At 48.5% G+C, this 25378-nt stretch carries 25 protein-coding genes and 1 other annotated feature; of the genes, 6 read left to right on the forward strand and 19 right to left on the reverse strand.

All coding sequences use genetic code 11. The annotated features are described in order from the left end of the window. Positions 1-112 precede the first annotated feature (112 nt). The 14 genes from ACFPXP_RS03825 to ACFPXP_RS03890 form a co-directional block, all read right to left on the reverse strand. Entirely contained in the window at positions 113-433 is a 321-nt protein-coding gene (locus tag ACFPXP_RS03825) for an NUDIX domain-containing protein (RefSeq protein ID WP_379892532.1), read from the reverse strand. Positions 434-540: 107 nt separating this feature from the next. Beyond that, on the reverse strand, positions 541-960 hold the full coding sequence (locus ACFPXP_RS03830) for a GNAT family N-acetyltransferase (RefSeq protein WP_379892534.1): 420 nt from the start codon (positions 958-960) through the stop codon (positions 541-543). 119 nt (positions 961-1079) lie between these two features. Then, on the reverse strand, positions 1080-1976 hold the full coding sequence (locus ACFPXP_RS03835) for an aldo/keto reductase (RefSeq protein ID WP_379892536.1): 897 nt from the start codon (positions 1974-1976) through the stop codon (positions 1080-1082). Between the two features lie 133 nt (positions 1977-2109). After that, complete coding sequence (locus tag ACFPXP_RS03840) at positions 2110-3159, reverse strand: sigma-70 family RNA polymerase sigma factor (RefSeq protein ID WP_379892538.1); 1050 nt, start codon at positions 3157-3159, stop codon at positions 2110-2112. 156 nt (positions 3160-3315) lie between these two features. Then, positions 3316-4392: an acyl-CoA dehydrogenase family protein gene (locus tag ACFPXP_RS03845; protein ID WP_379892540.1), complete on the reverse strand. Its 1077-nt coding sequence runs from the start codon at positions 4390-4392 to the stop codon at positions 3316-3318. A 143-nt stretch (positions 4393-4535) separates the two neighbouring features. Further along, positions 4536-5624: an aspartate-semialdehyde dehydrogenase gene (asd, locus tag ACFPXP_RS03850; RefSeq protein WP_379892542.1), complete on the reverse strand. Its 1089-nt coding sequence runs from the start codon at positions 5622-5624 to the stop codon at positions 4536-4538. 154 nt (positions 5625-5778) lie between these two features. After that, positions 5779-6044: a binding site (T-box leader), on the reverse strand. Positions 6045-6206: 162 nt separating this feature from the next. After that, complete coding sequence (locus ACFPXP_RS03855; protein WP_379892545.1) at positions 6207-6494, reverse strand: hypothetical protein; 288 nt, start codon at positions 6492-6494, stop codon at positions 6207-6209. 289 nt (positions 6495-6783) lie between these two features. Next, entirely contained in the window at positions 6784-8406 is a 1623-nt protein-coding gene (locus tag ACFPXP_RS03860; RefSeq protein WP_379892547.1) for a response regulator transcription factor, read from the reverse strand. Further along, on the reverse strand, positions 8399-9655 hold the full coding sequence (locus tag ACFPXP_RS03865) for a sensor histidine kinase (protein WP_379892549.1): 1257 nt from the start codon (positions 9653-9655) through the stop codon (positions 8399-8401). The genes ACFPXP_RS03860 and ACFPXP_RS03865 overlap by 8 nt, the downstream gene beginning before the upstream one ends. Continuing rightward, the gene (locus tag ACFPXP_RS03870) at positions 9640-10230 is read right to left on the reverse strand and encodes a hypothetical protein (RefSeq protein WP_379892551.1); all 591 of its coding nucleotides are present in this window, start codon (positions 10228-10230) and stop codon (positions 9640-9642) included. The genes ACFPXP_RS03865 and ACFPXP_RS03870 overlap by 16 nt, the downstream gene beginning before the upstream one ends. A gap of 174 nt (positions 10231-10404) precedes the next feature. After that, the gene (locus ACFPXP_RS03875; protein WP_379892553.1) at positions 10405-11805 is read right to left on the reverse strand and encodes an ABC transporter substrate-binding protein; all 1401 of its coding nucleotides are present in this window, start codon (positions 11803-11805) and stop codon (positions 10405-10407) included. Positions 11806-11934: 129 nt separating this feature from the next. After that, positions 11935-12768 carry a carbohydrate ABC transporter permease gene (locus tag ACFPXP_RS03880; RefSeq protein WP_379892555.1) on the reverse strand — a complete coding sequence of 278 codons (834 nt, stop codon included), beginning with the start codon at positions 12766-12768 and terminating at the stop codon, positions 11935-11937. After that, positions 12765-13703, reverse strand: a complete 939-nt coding sequence (locus ACFPXP_RS03885) for a carbohydrate ABC transporter permease (RefSeq protein WP_379892557.1) — start codon at positions 13701-13703, stop codon at positions 12765-12767. The genes ACFPXP_RS03880 and ACFPXP_RS03885 overlap by 4 nt, the downstream gene beginning before the upstream one ends. 153 nt (positions 13704-13856) lie before the next feature. Next, positions 13857-15053 carry a GTP-binding protein gene (locus ACFPXP_RS03890; protein ID WP_379892559.1) on the reverse strand — a complete coding sequence of 399 codons (1197 nt, stop codon included), beginning with the start codon at positions 15051-15053 and terminating at the stop codon, positions 13857-13859. Positions 15054-15351: 298 nt separating this feature from the next. Here ACFPXP_RS03890 and ACFPXP_RS03895 point away from each other — a divergent pair, with 298 nt between their 5' ends. From ACFPXP_RS03895 to ACFPXP_RS03915, 5 genes are all read left to right on the forward strand, one after another. Further along, on the forward strand, positions 15352-15720 hold the full coding sequence (locus ACFPXP_RS03895; protein WP_379892561.1) for a GntR family transcriptional regulator: 369 nt from the start codon (positions 15352-15354) through the stop codon (positions 15718-15720). 77 nt (positions 15721-15797) lie between these two features. Further along, on the forward strand, positions 15798-16496 hold the full coding sequence (locus ACFPXP_RS03900; RefSeq protein ID WP_379892563.1) for an ATP-binding cassette domain-containing protein: 699 nt from the start codon (positions 15798-15800) through the stop codon (positions 16494-16496). Continuing rightward, positions 16450-16599, forward strand: a complete 150-nt coding sequence (locus tag ACFPXP_RS03905) for a hypothetical protein (RefSeq protein ID WP_379892565.1) — start codon at positions 16450-16452, stop codon at positions 16597-16599. Before ACFPXP_RS03900 ends, ACFPXP_RS03905 begins: the two co-directional genes overlap by 47 nt. Then, positions 16592-17281 (forward strand): hypothetical protein, encoded by a 690-nt coding sequence (locus ACFPXP_RS03910; RefSeq protein ID WP_379892567.1) that lies wholly within the window; start codon positions 16592-16594, stop codon positions 17279-17281. Before ACFPXP_RS03905 ends, ACFPXP_RS03910 begins: the two co-directional genes overlap by 8 nt. Positions 17282-17511: 230 nt before the next feature. After that, the gene (locus tag ACFPXP_RS03915; RefSeq protein WP_379892569.1) at positions 17512-17919 is read left to right on the forward strand and encodes a helix-turn-helix domain-containing protein; all 408 of its coding nucleotides are present in this window, start codon (positions 17512-17514) and stop codon (positions 17917-17919) included. 205 nt (positions 17920-18124) lie between these two features. Here ACFPXP_RS03915 and ACFPXP_RS03920 read toward each other — a convergent pair whose 3' ends face one another. The 5 genes from ACFPXP_RS03920 to ACFPXP_RS03940 form a co-directional block, all read right to left on the reverse strand. Further along, a complete protein-coding gene (locus ACFPXP_RS03920) occupies positions 18125-18931 on the reverse strand; it encodes a Nif3-like dinuclear metal center hexameric protein (RefSeq protein WP_379892571.1) in 807 nt (268 codons plus the stop codon). 106 nt (positions 18932-19037) lie between these two features. Continuing rightward, complete coding sequence (locus tag ACFPXP_RS03925; protein WP_379892574.1) at positions 19038-19802, reverse strand: HAD-IIB family hydrolase; 765 nt, start codon at positions 19800-19802, stop codon at positions 19038-19040. Positions 19803-20083: 281 nt separating this feature from the next. Then, positions 20084-21424: a glycoside hydrolase family 28 protein gene (locus tag ACFPXP_RS03930; protein WP_379892576.1), complete on the reverse strand. Its 1341-nt coding sequence runs from the start codon at positions 21422-21424 to the stop codon at positions 20084-20086. Between the two features lie 154 nt (positions 21425-21578). Further along, positions 21579-23087 (reverse strand): extracellular solute-binding protein, encoded by a 1509-nt coding sequence (locus ACFPXP_RS03935; protein ID WP_379892578.1) that lies wholly within the window; start codon positions 23085-23087, stop codon positions 21579-21581. Positions 23088-23200: 113 nt separating this feature from the next. Continuing rightward, entirely contained in the window at positions 23201-24121 is a 921-nt protein-coding gene (locus ACFPXP_RS03940; protein ID WP_379892664.1) for an ABC transporter permease, read from the reverse strand. 343 nt (positions 24122-24464) lie between these two features. On the opposite strand from ACFPXP_RS03940, the gene ACFPXP_RS03945 reads away from it, so the two are divergent. Next, a complete protein-coding gene (locus ACFPXP_RS03945; RefSeq protein WP_379892581.1) occupies positions 24465-25349 on the forward strand; it encodes a carbohydrate ABC transporter permease in 885 nt (294 codons plus the stop codon). The last annotated feature ends 29 nt before the right edge of the window (positions 25350-25378 follow it).

Here is a 25378-nt window from a genome sequence, read left to right on the forward strand (position 1 = left end):
AGTTTATACTTCATATTGAGCGTCCTCCTTCAATTAGGGCAGTGAATGTCGAACCATTCCGAGACCCAGCATACAGGAGGCGCTTTTTCTTTTCAAAGAGCAAATTACTTCATTACAGGAATGGCTCCACGTATCCTACGAATACGGGCGCAACGTAAATGTAATCTTCTTGGTCGGAGTAAAACTGATCAAACTTGTTGGAAGTATATAAGGCTACTTTCGCAATCCCGGTTTCCTCCCGAATTTCCCGTAAAGCTGCTTCCCATGCCGCTTCCCCTTCTTCTATACTCCCGCCAATATAACACCAGGTATCCTTGAGCACACTAGATGCCCTCTTCAATAAGAGCACCTTGTAGTCATGCTGAAATTTTTTTAGTAATACCGTGGCAATCCCTCTGCATCTTATAGGGATTTCGTAATGGATTTCACTCATATGTATGCGCCTCTTTCTATTATCCTGTACCACATCCCAGGAACATCTATCTTATGATGCGGACTCCATCGGAGCGTAAACAGGCATGATCCATGCCCGCTCCTTCATCATTCCTTGATAAATGTAACTCGATGATAATCGGTTTTAAAAAAGTCCTGTTCCCAGTTCACCTGTTCAAATCCAATTTGACGGTAAAACTCCAATGTGGCTTCATTACCGGAATGACCTAAGGTATAAAGAATGACCTTTGTGGTGCCTAGACGGAGGAGTTCCTCACACACTTGTTGGATTAAAGCTTTTCCGATGCCTTGACGCTGAACATCCTTCGAAACCACTACGCCGACGATTTCATAGAGATCGACTTCAGGATTGAAGATATATCCCGCATGGCCGACGATCTTACCTGTATCCATAACTGCAACATCATATCCGCTGGATGTGCGATCCCCTGTATTCAGGAAATCATTCCAACGCGGCGGATACCTCGCTATGACAAACTTAGGAAACTGAAGAGGATGTCCCGCCATCAGCGCTTTGACCTCTTCTTGATCCCTGGTCTCAAGCTTTCGTATTTACAATCGATTCACTCTCGTTTCTTTTGCCATTTCAGGCAGCCGGACTGCCGATATAGATTGAACTGCGAATCTCACTCGCTACGTTGAACAGGAAACATCAGATCCAGTTTCTCTAAGTCCTCCTGATCTAATGTCCAGTCCAATGCATGCAGATTATCTAAAATATGCTCCTTGCTGGCTGCCTTGGGAATCGTAACGACCCCGTCCTGCCTCAGCACCCAATTCAAGGCCACCTGATAGGCGGAAGCATGATACTTGTTTGCTATCGCATCCAATAATTCACGTTCTTTCGAACCCGCTTCCGGAAAACCGTTCCCGCCAAACACTTTCGGAGCGTAACCGAACGGGGAGTACCCCATGACGGTAATTCCCTGTTCCCTGCAGTAAGGTAAAATCTCAGTCTCTATATATCTGTCATTCACATGATAAGCGACTTGATTACAAGCCAGCGGTACATTGCCCAGGTGGCGCTGCGCCTCCTGCAATAATGGAACGTTAAAGTTGCTGACCCCGACATGCTTAACTAAACCTTTGTTTACCAACTCGGCCATAGCTGCCATCGTTTCCGATACATCATACTCCTCACTCGGCCAATGCTGTAAATACAAATCAATGTACTGAGTCCTCAATCTTTCTAAGCTTCCCTCTGCCGCTTGGAGGACACCTTCATAGGAACAATGCTTTGCAGAAACTTTGGTCACCAGAAATACTTCATTCCGGACATCCTGAATCGCCTTTCCAACGACCTTCTCCGATCCTCCAGCCGCATACTCCTCCGCCGTGTCAATCAACGTGAGACCCTGAGCCATACCAAAACGCAGCGATTCTATTTCTTGCTGCTCATTTTTCTCATGTTCACCAAACTTCCAAGTTCCTTGACCGATCACCGGTATGCTCACTTGTGTGTTCCCCAGCTTCTGATATCGCATGATGGATTCCCTTCTTTCTTCGCTTGTAGGATGCGTCATCTATCTTCCTATCGCTTATACTGCCCAGATTATGGTATTCGGCATAGCCTCAAAACTATCCTGCCTTCTATTCGTCCGGCGCGGCCATTCACAAAAAAGTAGACCGGTACAGACGCACCGATCCCCTATCCGCTTATTTAATGGGCCAGTACAATCGTATCTCCTGTATTGCATCATCATCCGCCCAGTTGTAGGTGTTTTCCGGATACAGCTCAAAGCAGTATCCCTGCCACATATCCATAGGTACATACCCTTCCTCGGTAATCACTCCAGGGATACTTCGGTGAAATTCATCATACTGATCCAGCGTCCCCTTAAAGGTCGAAAGCGCAAATCTTCGTTCAGGAATCGATACTTTCTCCATCCCTTCCGGCAAACGGATATCCCCCGGTATTTCCATACCGACAAACAACATCGGGCGCTGCGGGTTAAGCGCCTGTGGCGGAATCAGGCAGATGATGTCTTTGTTCATATGATCGGGAAGAGCCGGCAGGTGATCGTATATTTTTCTTACGGAAGCCCGGACATGCTTACCCAGCTCTGGGAAAGGGGCTTCTATACGGTATCCTGCAAGGATAAAGGGGGCTTTTGTTACTATTTTGTTCAATACGCTTTGTTTGAACACCGTACCCAATCTTTCATTCTCAAACACTTCTTCCATCGTCTTCAACAGCTCCTTTTTCAATTGCTTTCTTGATCTTCGGATCCTGCTTTCAATGGCAGACGGCGAAGCATCGAGTATCCGTCCAATTTCCACCATAGATAGTCCCCCGAAGTAATGGAGAATAACGGAAGAACGATTGCTGGGGTCAAGGGTCGAGAGTGCCTTCCAAACAAGCTGCCTGTCATTCATCCGCTCCACGTTCTCCTCTAAACTGGCAGAATCAGCCAGCCACGTATGATCTTCAAGTGTATCGATCTGCCTCCGGCTTCGAAGCGCATTCAAGCTTAGCCTGCTCGCAATCGAATACAGCCAGCTCGCCAGCCGCTCCGGCTTTTTCAGTGCTGCCATATGCATGTAAGCTTTGATGAATGCCTCTTGGGCTATATCCTGAGCCATGTGAAAATCGCCCAAAACGTTAAATGCTGCAGAATACAGCACATTTTGGTAAACGTCGACCATTTCAGAAAAGGCCTCCATATCCCCTTTGATAATCCGTTCAACCAGCTGTTTATTATCCAACGCTCATCCCCCCTCCACTAATAAGACACACCCGAGGCCATTAATCCGTCACGGTTAAAGCAATTTCTTTTCTGCACCCCATTTCGCCTCGATCAAAATCGAAAAAGGGCCGCCTTATGACAGCCCCTCATGATGTATGTTCATATGCACTGCCAATTATCCGGTAACGGTAGTCTCATAAGAAACAAGCAGTACATGCTGGGAGACCGTGTGCAGATCCCGCCAAATCCGGTTGATCGGACAATCCTCCATCAACACACTCATTCCTAGATATGGAAACAGCTCACGGGTACCATGGACCGCTGCTGCAGCGGTTTGCTTACTTACCCGGCCGACATGCAGCTGCTCCTTCTCCGCCAGTATTTCTCCCTTTTCCACCTGTTCCCAAGATTGCTGAACAACACGGTAAAATGTCTCGCGCGCATGGGACCACTGCGATTCCATTTGGCGGATCCGATCGATGACGAACGAATACCTTTCTGCCGATGCCGCTTCCCAATTTGCTCGATTTCGTTCTGCTAATGCGGCCGCTTCATCCAAAAAATGACGGGCCAAGCCCAAAGTTACGGCTGTAAACGACGTCTCTGCAAAGGGGAGAAACGGGTACCGGTAGATGGCATACTCCTCCAAGCCCAGCTGCTCCGACAGATCGAACGTTCTTTCTTCCGGGACAAAAATTTGCTCCGCCTTCATCGTGTGGGACTCGGTCGCCTTTAAGCCGAACGCATTCCAATCGGGAACAATCTGCACCTGTTCCGGCATGAATATAAAGGATCGGATCTGAAGCTCCTCCCCCTCTTCACTCGTCCCTTCCACTATTCTGCAGTTCGCCGTAAACAACGTTGCATATGAAGAACCGCTGCAATATGTCCATTCACCGGAAACCAAATAACCTCCGTCCACCTTTCGAGCCCAGCCCGAAGGACTGCCGCTTCCCGCTACTACAGCCTCCTTCGGAGAGAACAAGGCACGAGCCTCCGGCTGCATATACCCCGCGAACATCCCGCCTCCGGCCCCGATGGTAACCAGCCATCCTAAATTCCCGTCCAGCCTGGATACCTCCTCGAAAATGCATAGAGCCTCCGGCAGCGCCATCATCCGGCCGCCCAGTTCCTCGGGTATAAATAATTTAAACCAACCCTGCTCATAGATTTCCTGCAGCAGCACGGGGTTCAGTTTCCTCGTCTGTTCCATTTCTGCTGAATAAGCCCTCGCCGTTTGTTCCGAAATCATAAGTTTCTCCTCCCTTGAGACAACACGAATCATGAATAACCTCCTCTGATTGTATCAAAATATAGGTCATCATAAAAAAACAGCAAGCCCTCATGTTCGAGAGCCTGCTGTCTTCAATTCCCGCTTATTATCCTTAACACGGATTAAGCTTTACGCTGAATGTACCCTTCCGCTTTCAGCAGTTCGGCAATGAGAACGGCGCCGCCCGCTGCCCCGCGCAGCGTATTATGCGACAGTCCTACAAATTTATAATCGTACAATGAGTCCTCGCGCAATCTGCCTATGGAAACGCCCATTCCACGTTCAATGTCACGGTCCAGCTTCGTCTGCGGTCTATTCTCTTCTTCAAAATAGGTGATAAACTGCTTTGGCGCACTTGGCAGGGCAAGCTCCTGCGGTCTGCCTTGGAATGCCTGCCAGCGAGCAATGATTTCTTCCTTCGAAGGCTTTTTATCGAAATGAATAAATACCGTAGCCAAATGTCCATCCGTAACCGGAACACGAATACACTGCGATGTGATGATCGGTCCGCTGGCTTTCACAATCTCGCCGTTTTGGATGCTGCCCCATATGCGCAGAGGTTCCTGCTCGCTCTTTTCCTCTTCCCCGCCGATATATGGGATCACATTATCCAGCATTTCCGGCCAATCGGAGAAGTTCTTGCCCGCTCCGGAGATCGCTTGGTATGTCGATACCACCACTTGTGTCGGATTGAATTCCTGCAGGGCATGAATGGCCGGTACATAGCTCTGGATCGAGCAGTTCGGCTTCACGGCAATAAATCCAGTGCTCGTTCCGAGACGTTTTCTCTGTGATTCGATGACCTCGATATGACCCGGATTAATCTCTGGAATGACCATAGGGACATCCGGAGTCCAGCGATGAGCAGAGTTATTCGAAATGACCGGTGTACCTGTTTTCGCATAGGCCTCTTCCAGCGCTTGAATTTCATTCTTCTTCATATCGACGGCGCAAAAAATAAAATCAACTTGACCGGCAACTTCCTCCACCTTCGAAGCATCCTGTACGACGATGTTCTTGACGGCTTCCGGAATCGGACCGGACATTTTCCACCGGTTTTGCACGGATTCTTCGTATGTTTTACCTGCCGAACCGGCACTAGCAGCGATTGCGGTAACCGAGAACCAGGGATGCTCTTCCAGCAGCTGTACGAACCGCTGACCTACCATTCCGGTTCCACCGACAATACCGACTTTCAATTTTTCTGTCATCAGGGATCAAATCCTTTCAAGGTTGTCTATTCATCACTTTCTTGATGTACGCGGGCGGCAAAAATGTATGCAATGATCTCTTGGCGAGTAACTGCGAACCGTCTGCTATACGATGTATACAATAAAAAAAAATCCCACCCCCAAGACTTCCTGTCTTAGGGACGAGATTGCTGCGCTCGTGGTACCACCCTAGGTTCGCCGAAATGTCACCATTCCAGCCTCTTCGAGTACGGCATTCGAACAGGAATGCTTATACTCTAGCTCTGTAACAGGAGCTCCTGTCACACCATCCCCTCTTTCACGGGTTCCGATGTGCAGCTCTGAGACTTTTTTCAATAAAGAACTCTTTACCCCTTTTCAGCTTTACGGGGCTCTCTGTAAAAGAACTCATTTATCTACTCTTCTCTTCATCGCATTTGGTTATTGCCATTATATTAACAAAAATGAGCGGCAACGTAAACAGCATTTCAGGAAATTCCTGAAGTGGGAAATGAAGTTTGGGCTGCCCATACGAAAACGTGAACGAACCTGATTCATTCCAGTTATGATGCCCCTCACAACTTCGCAGTCAAAAAACGACCCTTATGAAATTTGTTTTTCCAATTGACTCAAACGCGCTTCGATTAACTGCATTTCACCGTTCGCCTCGTTAACCAAACATTTCAGCACGATTCCTAGAAACAGACAAAAAACCGATAACACAAAAAAGACCACGGTGAAAAACGAGCCTCTCATATCATTCGTGAAATTGTATTCCATGATTTCGGAGAACTGGCTCGTCGCAAAAAAAATAATCGTCATCACAAATAACAAACCTGTTGCAGCAAAACACCAGTTCGCCAATCGATTCAGTTTCTCAAAGTAAATCATCTTCATCCTCCCGCTGGATTTATCACATTTTATGGTAAAAAAACAAAAAAGGCGAACCGTTCGTGTCGGCCGCCTCATCGTTGTCTAGATTTAACTATACTCGTTTACAAGCTCAGTCGGCAATATATGAAAATTCCTCACCCACCTATTAGGCGGTTGCGGCAATGTTCCCGCGAATAGATTCGGTGCTCAGATAGCTGATCCCGCAGCTCAAGAACAAGCTCATTCTCGATTTACTAGATTCATCACGTCATCCATCAAGTTTCCAACTTTGCCTACGTGTACTCCATTATTTCACCTTCAAGCCTCGATGCCGATAATCGAGCGGCGTCATGCCGGCAAAGCTTTTAAACAGCTTAATAAAATAGCTTTGATTCTCATATCCGAGAAGCTCGCAGATTTGAGCGACAGAGCGGGCGGTCTGATCGAGCAGCTCCTTCGCCCGCTCCATCTTCATTCGCGTAACGTATTCAATAAATGTCTCCCCGGTTTCCTTCTTAAAGAGCCTGCTGAAATAACTGGGATTCAAGTGCAGATGCTCCGCAATATCCTCCAAACCGATCCGCCGATCCATATGAAGAGCGACATATTCATATGCCTCCAACACCTCTCGGCGCATCTTTCCTGCGCCGCTTTCTTTATATGCCGCGGCTGCATGCAACAGATGGCTGGTCAGCCAATCCTGAAGCTCATGCAGCGAGCCGATGTCCGCCGCCTCCTTATGCAGACTGTTTAACGACGGTACACCGCGAAAGGAATTTACCGCTTGATGCTTCAGACGAATGTCGAGAAGCAGCTTCAGCGTCCAGTCCTTGACCGTCTCCGGTGCATATTGCACCGCGGCGATCCACTGCATCCATCTGGCTGCCTGCGATTGCAGCTGCTCCGTCTCTTCTTTAAGGACACACTCGTGCAGCGATCGGATGGCCTCGTCATAATGAACGAAGATATCCCCTTCACTGCCATAGGTCGCGGGACAAAGCGGGACAATCTGCGATCTGCTCATATAAAACCGCTGTCTGTCATTGTGAAGCAGCGCCCTCATATTCTGTTTGATCTGCCTGCCGCCCTGGCTTCGTTCTCCGATAACGAACGACATCTGCAGCTTCAAGATACGGCGCAGCGCCCACCCGATGCGCTCCAACAGACGGCGGACTTCCTCTTGGGTGCTGATCGCCAGTGTTGGGCGAAAAGAATGAAGGATGAACCACTCCTTTACTTGATAAGGGAATAGAACCGCCTCCGCCTCACTCTCCCGGATCACCTCGTCCAATACGTTCGTGACAGCAAACCGCAAATTTTCATCAGAAACAAATAGACTGCGCGCCTTACGAATATCGTGCATAAGGCCGACGACGGGCACAATGACACGGCCTACGGCTGGAAGCCCGAACGACTCCAGCTCCTGTGACCACATCTCCTCTCGCAGCAGAGGCTGCTGCATGGCGCCATGCACCCATTTCTCCCGCATCGCATCCCTGGAGCGGTCGACCATATGACGCAGACGATGCTGCTCCAGATGGAGCCTTTGTTCATCGTTCAGGCTCTTCACCATCCGCTCTAATACGGGCACTAAATCGTCCGGATGGAGCGTATCCTTTACGATATAATCTTGTACCTGCAGCTGCATCGCCTGCTTCGCGTATTCAAACTCGCTGTGACACGAAAGAATGGCAACCCTAAGATTGGAACTTCTTTCCTTCAACCGCCGAATCAGTGTAAGTCCATCCATCTTCGGCATGCCGATATCGGTGATCAGAATGTCCGGCATATCCGCCTCTGCCGCCTCGAGGGCCTTCGCACCATTCTCAAAGCTGCCGATCAGCATCAATCCAAGCGCTTCCCAACGGACCGCCTCCTCCAGCAGCTCGATCACCGGGTAATCGTCATCCACCAGCATCACTTTATACATGCGGATCACCTGCCTCCTGAAGCGGAACACGCATCGTGATCGTCGTTCCCGCTCCCTCCTCACTGTCTATGATGAGTACGAACGCTTCTCCGAATCGAAGACGCAGACGTTCATACACATTCGCCGTACCGATACCGGTAAAGCGTAACCCCTTCGGTGTAAGGTCTGCTTCTTCCTGAAAAGCCCCCGCCATCGTCAGATTGCTTCGAAGCTTCCGTAATGTTTCCTCATCCATCCCCGCACCGTCATCCCGCAGCACAATCTCCAGCGTCCGAGGCGCCGCTTGCCGCGCAGAGAGGGATATCGTACCGGATTGCTGCCGTAAACCATGAATGAGCGCATTCTCGATAAAAGGCTGCAGACAAAATCGCGGCACCTGCGCGAACATCGCTTCTGCAGCAATATCGACATGCAGCTGCGCCTTCTCTTTCTGCCTCAGATTCATAAGATTCACATAATCGATCAAGGTGCTCACTTCCTCGTGAAGCGTAACCGATTCATCTTCATGTCCGATCGTCATGCGCAGCAGCCTCGACAACGATAAAAGCATCTCTGCGCTCTCCTGATCTCCCTTTCTATGTACCTTCATTCGAATCGAATTTAACACATTGAATAAAAAATGCGGATTAATCTGGGCCTGCAGCATGGCAAGCTCAGCCTTCCGTTTCCGTGATTGCTCCATCGTGATTTCATGAATCATTTGCTTAATGCGATCCAGCATCTGGTCGAACGAGCTTCCGAGCCTGCCAATCTCGTCGCTGCCTTGAATATAAGAACGCACCTCTAAATTTCCCCGCTGCACAGTATGTGCAAGCTTGCCCAATCTGACAAGCGGTCTCGTAAAGGTACGTATAAGCAGAATGAGCAGCAGCAGGAACACGGCGTAAGCGATCAACTGAATAACAAAAACCGATTGAAAGATCGTTTTCAACTTATGTACCGCATCCTCATACGGCGTGAGCATCACCAGCCTCCAATCCTTCACAGAAAGCTTGCGGCTGGAAACCAAATATTCGTCCTCACCAATCTTGACGATTTGTGCATTCAAGCTGCCCTCCTTCAAATAAGTCGGACGCTCCCCCATCCGTTCACGTTGGGCATGGGCCATAATTCGGCCATTCCCATCCACAAGCATCATTTCCTGACCGCCAGCCACCTGCTCGAAGATTTTTAAAATCTGATAATCCGGAATCGTGACAATCACATATGCGTAAATTTCAAAATTCGGCCGTCTTAACGTTCGCGCCAAGCTGATTTGATTTCGTCCTGCCGCCTTTTCATAGAAGAAGGGAGACGGTTCTGATTCAATCCAATAGGCTTCACCATGCCTGTCAGTTGATCCAGCTCCTTAAACCATGGAAGTTCGAGCATTTGGCTCGGATCGTACTCATCTATCGGGTAGTTCGTAAAATGCCTGCCGTTCGGCAGCAAAATCGTGACATAAGTTTTCTCTCCGATGATCGAGATATTATCTATTTGGCTTGTAATCTCATTGCGATCCTCGAATTCCCGGTATTCGCTGTTTTCCCCCGTATAGGTTTTGCCTGCAGCCTGCTGCTTTAAGATCGTATTCATATTCGGCTCTACGATAATATAGTTGGAAATATGAAGCATGTATGACAGCAAATTCGATACATGTCCCTCCACCAGCTTGAGCTGTTCATCGGCGTTCGACTCCGCCTGTTCTCTCATTTCGTCCCGCGTCCATACATGAGTCGCCGACAAGGTGATTAAAGTAGGAATTAACAGGCAGATCATCGAAGCTGAAAACAATTTGTTTCGAAGCGACCCCTGCCTGATCCATGGAATTGCCTTCTTCATCACGAATGATCGACTCCTTTTGGATACGTAGACCACTTACCCGCCGAAGTGAAGTAAAGCTTCGAACCCATTCCCCATCCTTGGGCAAGGCCAATATCAGGATATGTTTAAGAAAGGTATATGCCATAACTGCCGAAAAGAGGCGTAACCCATACGCCCCTTCCGCCATGCCAGCTGTTAAGAATTATTATCGATAATTTCTTGTACCGCTGCTTTCATATTCTCGATCGTCGCGTTCAAATCCTGTGAGCCTAAAATCAAAAGCTCATACTGCTCATTGAGCGCTTTGTAGACTTCCGCTTGGTACGTCACCGGCGGGATCATTTTCCCAGACTTGGATTGCGACAGCACATGGATGAGCGATTCTTTGTCGACGTTCTCCGGCTTCAGCGTTTCACTGAGTATTGAATCGACGATCGTCTCCAGATCTCCTTCCGAAACGTTATTCCATGACGGAATGTTGCGGCCGTATTTGGACAGGCCTTCGGTCGTATACCAGCGAATAAATTGATAGGCCTCCTTCTTATGCTCCGACTTCTCCGCGACGGCCATGAAATCCGTCGTTACCGGCGTGTAGCCGATTTCGTCCGATGCTTCATTCTTCGGATACGGAGCGACGGCCACATTGAAATTCAGCGGATACTGCTCCGTTCCTCCAAGCTCGCTGTTCATCCAGCTGCCGATCAATATCATGCTCGCCGATTCGTTGAAGAACTGCGTCCGGTAGTGCAGTTTTTGAGATAGCATATCCGCATACGGCGTGGACGATTGATCCTCACGCTCCATCTTCAGACGAAGCTCCAGCGTCCGTCGAAACATCGGATCGTCCAAATTCGAGGAGCCGTCTTCTAGAAGGAAATCCGTATTCTCCGCGCGGTTCGCCATCGCCAGGCGCAGGAACTCCATCCATCCGCCGCTTTGCGGCCCGTGGAAATACGTTCCGTAACGCTTCGATGCCCCTTCCCCCTGCGTCAGCGCCTTCGCATATTCCATAAATTCGTCCCATGTCCAGTCTGTCGGTACAGACAGCCCCGCTTCATCCAAATGATCCTTGTTCAGCAGGACGTACCACGGGTTGAACTTGCCCGGCAGTGCATAATACTTCCCTTCCATCAACGTATCCACTTTATAATCCTCTGCGACCGTATACCCTTCCTCCTCAATAAAGGAGTCGATGGATGCCACCATACCTAGCCCGACACGCTGCGCATACGATGCCGGATCGCTGAACATCAGCACGTCCAGCTGCTCACCCGATGCCGCCGCAAGGTCGAGCTTTTGTGTCGCTTCCGTCGTATCCCCCTTCTCGCTTAACGTCACAAGCTCCACGTCAATATTCGGATACGCCTCTTCGAAGGCACTGATCGTTTCCTGCCAGTTATACTGTGCCTCCGTCCCATGCGTATGGAACATGATTTTCACTTTTTCCGGCGCGGAAGGCGTCTCATTCGTCGTATCCTGCTGATTTCCAGAAGTATTTGGCTCCGGATCCGGGTTATTCCCGCCTCCCGAACAACCAGCCAGTAAGGTGAACGCCAGCCCGAATACGGCAAACATGCTTAACACATTTTTCCTCATCGTATCCCTCCTATAATGAAAGCGCTTAATATTCACTTGAAATGGATTCCCAAAAATACGTTCCCCTATGATTTCACGGTTCAAGTTTCATCTGTTCCGTTATGCTGTATACTTCCATGTTCCATTCCGCTATCCCTTCACCCCGCCAACAGCGATCCCTTCGATCACTCTTTTTTGGCCGATGATAAACATCAATAGCAGCGGGAAAATCGCTGAAACGGCTGCCGCCATAATTAAAGACCAGAATTCTCCGTTAATCGATGTGAATTTCTGCATCGCCAGTTGAATCGTATACAAGCCATCGGTACGCAGGAAAATGAGCGGATTCTGATAATCGTTCCATGTCCAGATGAATCGTAGAATCGCGTACGTGGAGACGGCAGGTACGACGAGCGGAAGAGCAATCGATACAAAAATGCGCGGATGCCCGGCACCGTCGATTTTGGCCGATTCGATAAAATCGTTGTGGATTCCCATGAAGAATTGTCTCAGCATAAACGTCCCCAACACGCTGAAGCTGTTCAGCAGGATGAGTCCAAGATGACTGTCAAACAATCCGATCATGCGGTAAAGCACGAATTGAGGTACGAGAATCGCCTGCTGGGGCACCATGAATGTAGCCAATACGATGAAGAACAGCCATTTTCCCGCCGCGAATCGAACCTTCGAAAATCCATAAGCGGCTAGTGCCGATACGGTGCAAGAGATCGCGGTCGTCGCGACCGTCACCTTGATCGTGTTCCAATAATATTTCCAGAATGGGTGGTCTCCGAACCAGACCTGTTCATAATTGCTGAGGCCGATCCATTCGTCCGGAATCCACCGAATCGGATAGGAGAATACTTCCCCTTCGAGCTTGAACGATGCGGACAGCATCCAGGCAAAGGGCAGAACAAAGACGGTTCCTGTAATCAGCAACAGCAATGTTGCTGCCAGCTTGGTCCACCTCACTCGTCTCATCATCCGTAATTCACCCACTTTTTCTGTCCGATCCATTGAATCCAAGTAATCACGAGAACGCATAAAAAGAGGAATATGGCCTGAGCGGATGCATAACCGATCTTCAAATTCAGAAATGCGGTATCGTACAAATAATAGACCATCACGTTCGTCGAACCTGCCGGACCTCCCTGTGTCAGCACCGCGATGATATCGAACACCTTAAACGTGTAAATGATGCCGGTGATGAGGAGGAAAAAGGTCGTTGGCGACAGCAGCGGCAGCGTAATCCGAAAAAAACGGGTCCATCCGCCTGCGCCGTCCATCTCAGCGGCTTCGTACAAGTCCCTCGGTATCGATTGCAGACCTGCCATGTACACGATCATGTTGTAGCCGATCGAAATCCACACCGAGATCATCATAACGGATAACAATGCATAGTCTGGGTCAGCGATCCATTTGGGCGGGTCTTCGAAGCCGAGCGACATGAGAAATTGATTGACCGGTCCCATCGACGGGTGAAACAGCACTCGCCAAACCGTGGCCACCGCAACCACGCTGGAGATATACGGCAAGAAGTAAATGACCTTAAACAAGCTTTTGAAGTATACAAATTTGTTAATGACAATCGCCAGCAGCAGAGAGATCGCCATATATACGGGAACGGTCAGCAGGAATACGACATTGTTGTGCAGCGCCTTCAGAAACTTCGTATCCTCCAGCAGCTTGTCGTAATTATCTAATCCAATCCACCGAATTCCCTCCACCCCGGTCACCATACTCCATTCTGAAAAGCTTAAATACACAGCGGCGCAGATCGGCAGCAGCACCATCACGCTGACACCGATGAGCATAGGCATGGTGAACAGCCAGCCTGCAAGCGTCTCCTTCCGCTGCATTCGGCTCGAACGGCGACACCCTGGTTTATGCACAGCCGCTGTCTGAACGGTTCGCACCACGTTTCACCTCCTTCATGAAGCTTCTGTGACCCAGTGTACCGAAAAACCACATCGCTTTCGTAACGTTATTTTGATCGTTGCCAAAATATTTTGACTTGTTACAAAAAAAAGGAAGCCAAAACAAAAAGGCCGACAATAAGTCGACCTTCCAGGTTATGCTTCAACGGTTTCAATAAAAAATGGCGGCAGCGGATCGCGAAAGGATGACCATGCTTGGACTCGTTCTTCCGGTGTTAGCAGGCAGCTGTCCAATGAACGAATGATGTCCTCCTGATTCATTTCGATGCCAATCAGGACCAGTTCGGTCATACGATCTCCATATACCTCGTCCCATCGCGCCTCCAGCTCGGGTTCCTCCTGCAGTCGCTCCAGCTTCTCCTCTACAGGTAGTGCATCGATCCAATCTCCAACTCCCTGCAGTGTTATCGATGGACCTGCTTGAGAAAGCAGCGCAGCTGTATCGTTCCGCGTAGCAATCCATATAAATCCTTTGGCTCTAACCACATCCACAGGCCAATTTTCAAGCCACTGCATGAGCCTCTCCGGATGGAACGGAATCCTTCTGCGGTATACAAAAGAGGAAATGCCATACTCCTCGGTTTCCGGGATATGTTCTTGATTTAATTCTTTAACCCAACCCGCGGCCTGACTCGCTTTCTCGAAATCAAACAGATGCGTATCCAACACGTTGGAGAGTGGAATGCGAGCATGGTCTGCTTCGATCATACGTGCCTCCGGGTTCAGTCTTTGAATCACAGCCTTCAGTTCCTGCACATCCTCTTGATCCACCAAATCGATCTTATTCAGGACAATTACGTTGGCAAATTCGATCTGGTCCACGAGCAGATCAACAACCTCCCGTGTATCCTCCTCACTCACAGCTTCTTTACGATCAAGCAAGCTCTCTCCGGAAGAGAAATCATGCCAGAACCGATATGCATCGACAACCGTTACCATCGTATCGAGACGGCAAAATGCAGACAGATCGATCCCCAAATTCTCGTCCACATACGTGAAGGTTTGGGCCACAGGAATCGGCTCGCTAATGCCCGTGGATTCAATCACAATGTAATCAATATCTCCTAAAGCAGCAAGCTTTTCTACCTCTTGAATTAAATCCTCCCTCAGTGTGCAGCATATACATCCATTCTGCATTTCAACAAGCTTTTCTTCCGTTCGTGTAAAGCCTCCTTGTTTCACCAACGAAGCATCCACATTGATTTCACTCATGTCATTGACAATGACAGCTACCTTCTTCTCTTCCCGATTGGCCAAGATGTAATTTAATAAGGTCGTCTTTCCAGAACCTAAATAACCGCTTAATACCGTGACGGGAACCTTGTTCGTCATGACTTGTTCTCCTTTCCAACCAATCCTCCATAACGGATTGGAATTGATGAATATGTATTCATCACTTAATCGTAATAATTACTATTATGTGAGATAGCAACACATTACCACGTCTGTGTAGGAAAAACAAGATCAAATATCGGCTTCATGCTCAATTTTATTTGACGAAATCATCCACCTCCCATTCGAAGGGAATTTCTTTCTCTCAGAGTGCGGAAATATGACGGTTGAGCATTGACATATTCTGACTATGCCATTATAGTATGTTACAATACTAACATACCATTAGGGTGATTCGATGAAGATTCGTTTTGACAGCACACAGCCCATTTTTCAACAAATCGCGGAGATGATCGAGGACGACATTTTGAACGGAACGTATGACTCAGATGAGCAGATTATTTCCGTGGCGCAATTTTCCGGTACTTTCCAAATTAATCCGGCTACGGTCGTAAAGGGCATCGGATTGCTCGTGAACGAAGGGATTTTATACAAGAAAAGGGGGCTGGGGATGTTCGTTGCAGCAGGTGCCAAAGACATGATCAAGAGCAAGCGGCGGGAAAAGTTCGATAACGAGCTGGTCACGAAGCTGCTGGAAGAAGCGAAAAAGCTGGATATTACGACACAAGATGTGATTGAAATGATTAAACAAAAGGATAGGGGATGAAAACCGATGAATGCGGTGCTGGAATGTTCTAATTTAACCAAGCATTATGGCAGAAGCGAAGCCGTCCGAAGCTTAATATGCGGCTGGAGGAAAATACAATTTGCGGGCTGCTTGGCAGAAACGGCGCGGGAAAAACAACGCTGCTGAATATGATCACGGGCGGAATTTTTCCAAGCTATGGAGATATTATTGCTCACGGATCCAAGCTCTCTAAAGGCGAGACACCTAAAGGCGTCTGCTTTGTTAGAGAGAAGAACTTATTCTTCGGAGGCGCACGAGTCATCGAAATTTTGCAATTTTCCTCTGCCTTCCACGAAAACTGGGATTGGCCGCTCGCCCATGAGCTAATCCAAAAGTTCAAGCTCAATGCGAATAAAAAAATACGTCAGTTATCCAGAGGCATGGAGTCGCTCGTCGGCAACATTATCGGTTTAGCCAGCCGCGCGCCGATTACGATCTTTGATGAACCTGTCCTTGGTTTGGATGTGCTCATGCGGGAGAAGTTCTACCGTGTTTTATTAGAGGATTATGCTGATCATCCCCGAACGATTCTGCTTTCCACCCATCTCATCGACGAAATCGCGAACGTCATTGAGCAGGTCTATATTATCGAATCGGGCAGCATTCTTCTGCATGATCATGTCGAACATATTCGCCTCCAGTCCCACCTGCTGTCCGGAAGTCAGGATGCGATAAAGCAGTATACGCACAATAAGCGCGTCATTTACCGTGAATCCTTCGGTAAACATAGCCGCCATTTACGGCTCAATCGATGAAGCGGACCGAATTGAAGCCGGCGAACTGGGCATTTCGATGGACAGCCTGCCGCTGCAGAAGTTTTTCTCCTATTTGATCGAAGGAGGCGAGCAGGTTGAATAAGACTACTGTGCTGATTAAAGCGTCATTTATACAAATGAGAATCTATCTTTGGGTTATTCTAGGGGCGATCGCGGTCTCCGTTATTTCCAATACGATCGTCAGCCTCGCGTTAGGTGAGGGGGAGTCGAGCAATGTTTCTTATGCCAATTTTCTATCCATTTTCCTTCTCTTCGCAGGCAGTGTACTTCCTTCTCTCTTTTTCAAACGAGTGATCAACCTTGGAGCTTCCCGAAAAGAATACTATCTTGGGTTATTATCTATTTACATGGTCTTATCCGCCGTATTCGCATTCATCAATGTGATTTGGCTTCAAGTTGAAGACAGAGTGCTCGGTCAACTTTATACTGAAAATTTGAACATACTCACTGTATTTCATTGGGATGATTTTAGTATACCGGGCACGTTTCTGTACCAATTCGCCGTTTATCTGCTGCTGTTATCGCTGCTGAACCTGTTGTTCTCCGGGCTGCAGCAGGTCGCCGGATGGGTCGTATGGGTCATCTTCATTGCGGCAATTCCGATTTTCACGTCGATCCCTTCCTTGCGGGAAATTTTAGCCGACGGATTATCCGCGCTGCTTCTGAACGATTCGCTGCTGCAAGGCTTCACAATAAGTATCATCTTATCTATCCTGCTGTTTGCAGGAGGCTGGTGGTTCACGGTTAGACGTCCGATAGCGTAAACGAACGGTTTGCAGTCAGCAAAAAAGTTCGTTGGATAAGGCCGCGAACAGTCTGCGTGGTATGAGCTTCAACGTACTGTGCTTCCACCGCGGCCTTTTACTTTTCACCGGAACTTGCTGCCGCTGCGCGTCTCACGCTCTGTGTAAACCATCCGTTTACGTATGCAACAAACCGTTTATTTCGTTTTTGATGCGGTTGTTGTAAGCTGAATCTAAAGGAGTGGTACATCATGGAATTCGGAAATAAACTGAAACATCTGCGTGAACAACAAGGTTGGTCACAGGACGATTTGGCCCAGCGATTAAACGTATCTCGGCAGGCCGTATACAAATGGGAGAGTAATAAGGGGTATCCCGATATTCAAAATCTCATTGCGATCAGCGACCTCTTCGAAGTGACGATCGACGAATTGATTCGGGAGGATCATGATCTGCAGAATAAAATATCCATCGACGAAGATGAAGAATCGTTCGAGCAGCTCAGCGATCCCGGTTTCTATCTTGGACTCGTCATCATTCTGTTAGGTTTATTCGTGTTTGATAACTCCAGCGGCCTCTTGATCATCGGCATGCTGGTCATGGTGTTTTTTACAGATATCATCCAATCCATTCGATCATTTATAAAAAATCTTAAATAATCGAAGGCATATTTTCGTGGTACCGTAAGTCAATGGTACGAGCTGTCACCCTCCGACTCGAATGCAGTAGCATGATAAACCGAATAAGGGACTCAACTATTTCATCTTATGCTGTAGGGGAACCGCACGACAAATGCCCTGCAGCCTCTCCAATGAAACGAAGCGGAACGAAAACCCTGTAATTCGTTGCTTCCCCCCTAATATCCTACAAAATTCGAAAGACAGGCTCATTCGGAATAAATCTTACGGGGATACTAGGAAATTTCTGTTCTATTCGCTCTGCCAGCCATTTCATTCCCGCCATCTCACTTTCCGCATGGCCGAGTACAATGGCTGCCCTCTCTCTGCCTTGATGAGCAGCATCACGTACATATTCCGGCGTCTCCCATTCCGGACCTTCCCCGTACACAACTAAATCCACTTTTTCCTGCTCAAACAAAGGAATAGCCAGCTCTCCGCCTCCTCTGTACCCCGCAAGCAGACCGATTCGCTTGCAGCGGGCTGATGCGTTTCCTGCGATGCGGACAAAAGGCGCTCCGATCGATGCCTTCACGTGTGCGGCAATATCCTGCACGGCTGTGGCCGGCATCTCGACGATCGTCCATGCGTACTGCTGCTTGACGACGAAGCTTCTCCATCCAAGCGCGTCGATCAAGCCTTCCATAATGCCGTCAGGCCTGTACCGATGCAAATAATCATGAAAGCGGAAAACAGCCACACCCGATCGATGAAGAAACTGCTGCTTTATTTCATACACCGGATCGTGCTTCAGCTTCTGCTCGGTGGCGTCCTCATGATGATAATACAGCCCTTCATGAGCGATCACGAGGTTGGCTCCGACCGAGGCCGCCTCCTCCAGTACCCGCTGCGTAGGCATAAATGTCGTCACAATACCGGTTACTTCCATGGCGGGATCACCACACTTCAGTGTATCGACCGTCTGTTCCAAACGCTCAACCTGCGCTAATGGCGCTAATAATATCTCTATCACATCCTGTACTTTGACACTCATTCCTGCTCCCCCTCCCTTTGCTTTCGTGCCCAAATGTTAAACGGCTCGAGCTTGCGAGCAGCATCCACATGATGGCAAGGAACAACGCCTTAGGCGCAACGACATTCTACTCTCGAAACGTCCGGGAAAGTTCCATGATTCGCTCTGCAATGCTCTGTTCGAAATCCCCCTCTAATGAAATACTTTCGTCTGCGGCCTGCGACAGCAGCGGATGATCACCTATCCTGACCCTGTACCCCGCATGCTCGAACATGGTGACATCGTTGGCATCATTTCCAAAGGCAATGAAGCTCCCCTGTTCCACACCTAGCTGCTTTATAGCACTCCATTTATGGATGCCCGCAGGACTTACGTCAAGAACACCCTCGTTGCGATGCTCGTGAATCGTAACCCCTAACACAGCGATCTCTTTCGCCAGTTTTTCCTGATCATCAGAGGTGAGTATTAAAGCTTTGACCATGGCATCCAAACGATCCAAGCTAACAGAGCGAGCGCGTCCTGCAGGATCTACATTACGCAGAATCGGATGATTACTGGAACCTGTATACGCATAATCCCAATCTCCATCGATTAAATAGGTGGCATGGTATTTATGGATCAAATCGAGCAAGGCATGACGTTCATTCTCGGAAAACGACTGCGCATCTACCACCTTTCCATTCTCGCTCATGAGTGAACCGTTGCCGCCAATCATTCGGTGAAGGTGGAAACGTTCATGGATGACCGGCAGCATATCTCGAATGGGCCGGGCAGAGGCGAATATGGCTTCGTGTCCTTCTCGCTTTAAATGGTCTAACGCTCGGAGTATCTTTTCAGATACCGGCTTTCCCCCAAAACAAATCGTTCCATCTAAATCAAAAATAAAATACAATCCGAGCACTTCCTTTTCATAATCAGTTCATGGTTGGCAGCTTCTGATCTAAGTGTTTCTCGTGCGCTGCTTCTATTTTAAGCTGTATAAGGAATATAGGAAATACGGATGTGCTGTTCCGGCCCCTCAAGCAAAGATCGGGCTTCATTCTTTGGGTTTCATATAAAAAGCCAGACCCCCTGCACATTCGTGCAAATAGGTCCGGCTGGAATAGTGCTCCGTGCGCGTTATATATATACGATACGACCATTCAACTACCATCAGGGGATATTAACGATCCCTTAGCTCTCCTGCGTATTCACCTGCTCCAACAGCTTCTCCGCTTTCTTCGTATTTTTGGATTCGCAGTTTTCGACCGTCACCCGCTCGCCATTTTCCACATAAAAGGCTGGACCTTCATGGTTCTCAATCGTAACGCCGCGGAAACGGATATCCCGCACATTTCCTAAAAAGAAGCCGCGATTTGTCATCTCCTCAATGCCCGTCATCATGGCAGGATGTCCCGGAATGGCCTGTTCCGCCATCGAAATATCAATGTCATCGAACGTAATTTCCGAAACATGCTGCTCGGCCAATCCATATAAGAAGCCAGCTGCAGCATGCACGTTGCGGGCGGTGATGCTGTTAAAATGAATGCGTCTGAAGCAAGGCGTCTCCTCTGTGACCGGATACGGGTTTTTATCCCATACATACTTGTCTTTGCCCCGCGGTCCACAGAAATAGTACAGATTTAGAATGAATGGACAGATGACATTGTCCATCACGATGTTGCTTACGCGGATATCCTCCACGGTACCGCCGCGTCCGCGCCGCGATTTCAAGCGGATGCCTCGGTCCGTATGCTGAAACACGCAGTTCGTAATGACAACATGACGAACATCGCCGCTCATTTCGCTGCCAATGACGACACCGCCGTGACCATGGACCATCGTGCAATTGGAGATCGTAATATTCTCACAAGGAACCCGTTCTGCCGTATCTTCGGTTCCGGCCTTAATGGCAATACAGTCATCCCCTACATCGATATGGCAATTGCTGATGCGGACGTTTTTGCACGATTCCGGATTAATTCCGTCTGTATTCGGCGAATCGGCCGGATTTAGAATCGATACATTCTCAACGGTCACATCCTGACACAGGATCGGATTCACCGTCCAGCTCGGCGAATTCGTTAAGGTCAAATCCCGCAGCGTCACGCGGCGGCAGCTGTCGAAGCTGATCAGCTTCGGACGCGGGTAATGAAGCTCTTCAGGACGGTTCCTCTGCTTATCCCACCACGTCTGCCCGTTTCCTTCCAGCTGGCCGGAGCCTGTCACCGACACGTTCTCCAACCCCTCGCCATAGATACAGGAAGCGTGCACCTCACGCTTTACACCTTCCCAGCGCGATACGACCACAGGATAGTCATCCGGGTTGTCGGTAAAGGAAAGCACAGCCCCTGGGCCGAGGCGAAGCTCGATGTTGCTCTTTAGCAAAATGGCACCGGTACGGTACCGCCCTGCTGGCACATACACCGTTCCGCCTCCCGCTTTCGCAGCCGCATCAATAGCTCGGGCAATGGCTTCTGTAGAAAGCTGTTCACTGTTTCTATTCGCCCCAAAATCATCAATGTTATAGTACATGTTCCCTTCCTCCCTTATCATCCCATTCGGAAATTACGGCATCTCGTATTGGATTCAAGCCTGCTGGACCACACTGAATATGTCAACACTTGTAAACACAGGGGTAAAAATGGCCATAGAACCGCGCCATAACGCGGTTCTATGATAGAGTTGATTAGCCGTTTACCTGCTTATATGCTGCCTCGTACTCCTCGATGATTTTATCACCGCCGGATTTTCTCCAATTGTTGACTGCACCTTGGAATTCATCCAGATCGATTCTGCCAAGAATGTACTTATACGTTGCATCCGTAATGATCTTTTGCAGCTCAGAGCCTTGTGCTGTGAAGGTCGGAGATTCCAACGAGAACATCGGATTCAGCACCGCATATTTCGTATTTTCCTCAATTAATCGATCGGCTTCCGCTTTGAGCGGATCATTCTCGCGAATTTCATAGCCTAATTCACTTGGACGGGATCCTGCGAACGGCTGAACCTCCTGCTTCCAAAGGTCTGTATCCATAATGGTGGCAGCCTTATTCTCATCGAGCGTGTAATGCACACCTTCGATTCCGTATGTCATCAGCGCGTATACCTCTTCAGACATCAAATCGTTGACGAATTTCAGAACGCGTCTTAACTCCTCTTCGTCCTTCACTTCGGACTTCGGAAATGCGAGCAAGCCCCCGACTCCGTTTGTCGTCGACCAAATCGCCCGATCGCTTTCATTGCCGGTCGATGTAATATCATTGACCAGCACCAGCTCCATATCGTCTTGAACGCCTTTAGCTAAGTTTCTCAAGTTTTTGCTGCCAAACAGCGCGCCGACATAGATGCCTGCTTTTCCTTGGGCAAAATTTTGCTGTTGATCGGTTTTTGCGGTTACCGCAAAATCCTGGTTAATGTAACCGGATTCATAAAGCTGCTTCATGTAATCCATCGTCTTGATATAACCTTCGGTTTCAAATTCCGGTGTGACTTTGCCATCTTCATCAACGGCCCATACGCTTGGTGTGCCGAAGTAAGAGCTTAAGGTCTTGAATGCACCGTAGACGAGGTCGCTGCGGTCCATGAAGCCTGTCGTATCATCTACACCGTTACCGTCTGGATCCTGCTCCGTAAACGCTTTCGCAACTTCCATCAGCTCATCTGTTGTCTTCGGTACGGGTAGTCCCAGCTTATCGAGCCAATCCTTACGAATGACAACGCCGTTTCTTGCTACCTGCTTCTGCATCGGGATTCCATACAGCTTGCCTTCAATCGAAGCCGAAGTGCGGAAATCATCCGAGATCGCAGCCAAGTTCGGGAACTCATCTAAGTACGACTCTATCTCCCAGAATACGCCCGCTTTCAACGCGTTGCGGACCGAAGCATTGTCCAGGATCGTGATCGTCACGATATCCGCTAGGGAATCTGACGCAAGAGACGTATTTAAACGTTCCTCTTTCGATGCGTCGGGAATCCAGGAAAACTCGATGTTCACACCGGTCGCCTCTTCGATCTTGTTCAGCACAGTATCCGTTGGCGGCGATGGGGTGTGAAGCATGTTCAACCAAGTAATTGTCGGCGTTTCTTCCTTATTGCCAGACGCTTCTGAATTCCCATTATTTCCGCTTCCGCATGCGCTGAGCAGCATACTGACGCTAAGTAAAAGCACTAAGAACAACATAGACTTTCGTTTCATATCATTACCCCTCTTCTATTATAATAGTATATCTTCTTCCGTAAATACGAAAGGAAGAATTCATAGAAAGGATGGGCGGCGACCCCATCCCGGTTCAACTTGTTGAACACCTCTTAATAGACGCCGTCTTCCCCGAATTTCTTTGCCAGCCTGTTAGCGAGCATGACGAGGACAAGTCCTACTAATCCTTTAAACAGACCTACCGCTGTACTAAAGCTGAGCTGACCATTTTTCAAACCGGCCGTATAGATGTAGGTATCGAATATTTCACCTACCTCGCGATTAAGCGAGTTCAGGAGCAGGTACATATGTTCAAAGCCCAGTTCCAGCGTATTACCGATTTTCAGAATTAGCAGCGTAATAATGACCGGGCGGATGGTTGGCAGCGTAACGTGCCAAATTTTCCGGAGACGGCTTGCACCATCCATCTCTGCTGCCTCATACTGCTGCGGATCAACGGCGGTGATCGCCGCTAAATAAATAATCGTCGACCAGCCCGCTTCCTTCCATATGATTTGCAGTATATACATCGGACGAAGCCAATCCGGCTCGGTAAGGAAGCTGATTTTCTGGAAACCCATCGCAGACAGCATTTCATTCATGACGCCTCCATCTACATTCAGAAACACATACGTAATGGAAACGATGATGACCCATGACATGAAATGCGGAATATAAATCATCGTCTGGATCGATTTTTTAAACAATTTATGCCTTACTTCATTGAGCATCAACGCTAGAATAATCGGCAGCGGGAAGAAGAAGATCAGCTCCAGCGCGAAGAATGTGAGTGTGTTGCGAAGCAGCATTCCAAAGGTAGGCTCTGTGAACAAACGTATAAAGTGTTTGAGCCCCACCCACGGACTATCCTTAATGCCTAAATAAGGCTGGTAGTCCTGAAATGAAATAATAAGTCCGCCCATCGGCAAATACTTAAACACTACAAAAAAAAGAAAACCGGGAAGTATCATCAAATATAATAGTTTATTTTTCCCCATGCTCCTCAATCCATGAAGCAGCTGTTCTTTCTTCATCGATCTGGGCTGGGAAGGAAGAGCGGTTTTATAGGCTTCCTTCACGGCTCGTGAACCTCCTTATGTACATCGTCTGCTTGAACCAAGCATAGCCGTTTCTTCCTCGTTACGTATATAATCATTATCCATACCCACTGCCCGAAACCCTTTTGTATCAAGGGATTCCGCCGGACTTGCTGTGGCTGATGATTATTTTTCACCTTGAGGATTATACCGTGTTCATCCCTGCTTCCCACTCCGGCCGATTCCATTTGGAACGTCGTAAAACATGATTATATACGGAATGATGGTTGGCTTGGTAAGGTGATTACATATTAATGTACCTGAGGAGGCTGTACTCGAAATGACTAGATCCGCACTAAAAAGAGAATCTTTCGGAAGCCGTCTATTTAATGTAGTAAACTATACACTTCTTCTGCTTTTCGCATTGGCGTGTCTCCTGCCCTTCGTGAATGTCATCTCCACTTCATTCGCATCCACGCAGGAGGTTGTCGAGAAGAAATTTTTGCTTTTTCCAACGACCTTTTCACTAGACGCCTACACATTTATCTTCTCTACGCCGACGCTGTTCAAAGGACTTGCCGTATCGATTGGTACGACGCTGGTAGGTACCTTCGTCAGTATGGCGCTTACGATATTAATGGCCTATGCCTTGTCCCGTAAATATTTGTTCGGAAGAACCTTTATCAACTTCATTATCGTGTTCTCGATGCTGTTCAGCGGCGGCATGATTCCGACGTTCCTCATCGTTAAATCCGTCGGACTCATCGATTCCTATTGGTCACTCATTATCCCGACAGCGATCAATGCCTTTAACCTGATCATCATGCGAAACTTCTTCCAAGCGCTGCCGGAGAGTCTGGAAGAATCCGCGAAGATCGATGGGGCGAACGATTTCCGTATTCTTTGGAAAATTATGCTCCCGCTCTCGCTCCCATCGGTTGCGACGATCTCGCTGTTCTATGGCGTCACGTACTGGAACACGTATACGAGCGCTATTCTTTACCTTACCGATTCGGAGAAATGGCCGCTGCAAATCCTGCTGCGCCAAATCGTGCTCGTCTCCAGCGGCATGCAGGGAGATAACTCTTCCGTCGATATTATCCCTCCGGCACAGACGATCAAGATGGTGGTTATCGTCGTGGCGACGGTTCCAATGCTGATTGCTTATCCATTCGTACAAAAGCATTTTACGAAGGGTGCTTTGCTCGGTGCGGTGAAAGGTTAATTGGGCGGGAGCAACAATTCCTGGCGAAA

Source organism: Marinicrinis lubricantis (genome assembly GCF_042658665.1).
In the GTDB taxonomy this organism is placed as follows: Bacteria; Bacillota; Bacilli; order Paenibacillales; family KCTC-33676; genus Marinicrinis; species Marinicrinis lubricantis.

What these genes read in the sequence shown, in the direction of transcription:
- ACFPXP_RS03825 (WP_379892532.1), bottom strand. Translation starts at nt 433, where the DNA reads ATGAGTGAAATCCATTACGAAATCCCTATAAGATGCAGAGGGATTGCC.
- ACFPXP_RS03830 (WP_379892534.1), bottom strand. Translation starts at nt 960, where the DNA reads ATGGCGGGACATCCTCTTCAGTTTCCTAAGTTTGTCATAGCGAGGTAT.
- ACFPXP_RS03835 (WP_379892536.1), bottom strand. Translation starts at nt 1,976, where the DNA reads ATGACGCATCCTACAAGCGAAGAAAGAAGGGAATCCATCATGCGATAT.
- ACFPXP_RS03845 (WP_379892540.1), bottom strand. Translation starts at nt 4,392, where the DNA reads ATGATTTCGGAACAAACGGCGAGGGCTTATTCAGCAGAAATGGAACAG.
- asd (WP_379892542.1), bottom strand. Translation starts at nt 5,624, where the DNA reads ATGACAGAAAAATTGAAAGTCGGTATTGTCGGTGGAACCGGAATGGTA.
- ACFPXP_RS03855 (WP_379892545.1), bottom strand. Translation starts at nt 6,494, where the DNA reads ATGATTTACTTTGAGAAACTGAATCGATTGGCGAACTGGTGTTTTGCT.
- ACFPXP_RS03860 (WP_379892547.1), bottom strand. Translation starts at nt 8,406, where the DNA reads ATGTATAAAGTGATGCTGGTGGATGACGATTACCCGGTGATCGAGCTG.
- ACFPXP_RS03875 (WP_379892553.1), bottom strand. Translation starts at nt 11,805, where the DNA reads ATGAGGAAAAATGTGTTAAGCATGTTTGCCGTATTCGGGCTGGCGTTC.
- ACFPXP_RS03880 (WP_379892555.1), bottom strand. Translation starts at nt 12,768, where the DNA reads ATGATGAGACGAGTGAGGTGGACCAAGCTGGCAGCAACATTGCTGTTG.
- ACFPXP_RS03890 (WP_379892559.1), bottom strand. Translation starts at nt 15,053, where the DNA reads ATGACGAACAAGGTTCCCGTCACGGTATTAAGCGGTTATTTAGGTTCT.
- ACFPXP_RS03895 (WP_379892561.1), top strand. Translation starts at nt 15,352, where the DNA reads ATGAAGATTCGTTTTGACAGCACACAGCCCATTTTTCAACAAATCGCG.
- ACFPXP_RS03900 (WP_379892563.1), top strand. Translation starts at nt 15,798, where the DNA reads ATGCGGCTGGAGGAAAATACAATTTGCGGGCTGCTTGGCAGAAACGGC.
- ACFPXP_RS03915 (WP_379892569.1), top strand. Translation starts at nt 17,512, where the DNA reads ATGGAATTCGGAAATAAACTGAAACATCTGCGTGAACAACAAGGTTGG.
- ACFPXP_RS03920 (WP_379892571.1), bottom strand. Translation starts at nt 18,931, where the DNA reads ATGAGTGTCAAAGTACAGGATGTGATAGAGATATTATTAGCGCCATTA.
- ACFPXP_RS03930 (WP_379892576.1), bottom strand. Translation starts at nt 21,424, where the DNA reads ATGTACTATAACATTGATGATTTTGGGGCGAATAGAAACAGTGAACAG.
- ACFPXP_RS03935 (WP_379892578.1), bottom strand. Translation starts at nt 23,087, where the DNA reads ATGAAACGAAAGTCTATGTTGTTCTTAGTGCTTTTACTTAGCGTCAGT.
- ACFPXP_RS03940 (WP_379892664.1), bottom strand. Translation starts at nt 24,121, where the DNA reads ATGAAGAAAGAACAGCTGCTTCATGGATTGAGGAGCATGGGGAAAAAT.
- ACFPXP_RS03945 (WP_379892581.1), top strand. Translation starts at nt 24,465, where the DNA reads ATGACTAGATCCGCACTAAAAAGAGAATCTTTCGGAAGCCGTCTATTT.